The organism is Natrialba sp. SSL1, assembly GCF_001861355.1.
Taxonomy (GTDB): Archaea; Halobacteriota; Halobacteria; order Halobacteriales; family Natrialbaceae; genus Natrialba.
In genome coordinates, this window is the sequence record NZ_MASN01000053.1 from 1 (window position 1) to 1,624 (window position 1,624).

Below are 1,624 nucleotides of genomic sequence, written 5' to 3' on the forward strand. Positions count from 1 at the left end.
GAGGGTGTCATAGAACAGTTCTCATACCAGAGAGCAGGGTGAATGCTGAGATGGTATGGCCTCAGCGACCCTGCAAGATGATCCTTCGGTAGAGACGTTCTTCAATGTCGCGGAGACTGAGACGCTAGCGCTGTTTGAGCATCTCTCCTTCGAGTTTCTCGAAGAGTTCGACGTGTTCGCCCCGGCGCAGACGGGGCGAACACGAGATCACGAACCACCTGAGATGATGCGTGGGTTTCTGCACTGCTACTACAAGGATATCTACGGCATTCGTCCGGTTGCGCGAGAACTGAACAACACAGTGGTCTGGCTCAGCTGTGGCTTCGATCGACCGCCGTCGAGAGACGCGGTCGATCGCTTCCTCACCGATCTCGAACACGTCATCGATGAGATTTTCGACCACCTCGTCGAGCAGGCCGCCTTGCGGGGCCTGCTCGACTTGACCTACTCCATTGATTCAACTGACGTGAGGGCGATGCCTGCCGATCAAGACGCGTCGAAGTGCTACGATCCAACCAACGACGAGTACTACCACGGCTACGGCTGTACAATCGTCTCGACCGGGCAAAAGATCCCGATTGCGGCGGAGTTCACAGAGAGTAAACAAGCGACAGAGGAGACGGCGATGCGCGTCACCCGTGACGCGCTCGCCGTCGCCAAGCCGATTTGGATGGTCGGTGACAGTGCCTACGACACGCTGGACTGGCACGACCACCTGCTGGCTGCAGGGGTCGTGCCAGTCGCCCCGTACAACGCGCGAAACACCGACGACCCGAAAGATATCGAGTATAGGGTCGAAGACCGTATCGAACAACACAGCGAGGACGTTCAGTTGAAGCAGTCCACGTTGGATGAGACGTACAACCGCCGTACTGGAGTCGAACGAACCAACGAATCAGTGAAGGACTGCGGCCTCGGGCGAACGCACGCCCGAGGCCGCGTTCACGCACGATCGCAGGTGTTCCTCGCTCTGTGCCTTCGTCTCGTCATCGCAATTACCAACTACGAACGTGGAGACAATCCGGGAAGCACCGTGATCACGGTGTGAGAACTCTTCTATGACACCCTTTAGTTGGGTTACTAGGCACGCATCACGCGGGCGGGCCGTAACTGGGCTGCAACTCGAGTGCAGAGCGACGGCTCGTCGGGGGAGGCTCCGCCATCTCTACTGCAACTGCCGCTGTGACGCGTTGCCCAGTCGCCACTCATCACGGATTGGCACTTGAACCCGGAGAACGGTTTCAGTAGAAGTAGTGTATTAGAATCGTTGTGGGGACTATTCGGTTGTCACTCGAGAGAGTTCACAGCCGACGATCGAACTTCTGTTCCCGGTACGACGATACTATACCGGTCGTTTCTCTCAGTTACAGCCTGCGTCCAGTGACGGAAACCTCGAGTAACAGTCGAATAGTGGACTGATTACTGACAGCGGGTACCGGTTGGTGATGCCGACAGTCGTCGATCTCGACAGTTCACTGCAAACGAGACCGTAACTGCCCGTCCTCCCGAGAATCTCGTTTGCTACCAACCCACACGAAATCGGGTATCCACCGCCTGTAATTCGAAGTTTCCGCTTTCGATCTCGCTGTGTCCGGCCCCGATCGGGTAGGCCACAGCATTTCTC

General features: G+C 57.0%; 1 protein-coding gene. It reads left to right on the top strand.

Translation table 11 applies throughout. From position 1 onward, the window contains the following. Positions 1-55: 55 nt before the first annotated feature. Entirely contained in the window at positions 56-1,048 is a 993-nt protein-coding gene (locus BBD46_RS18680) for a transposase (protein WP_071403190.1), read from the top strand. The last annotated feature ends 576 nt before the right edge of the window (positions 1,049-1,624 follow it).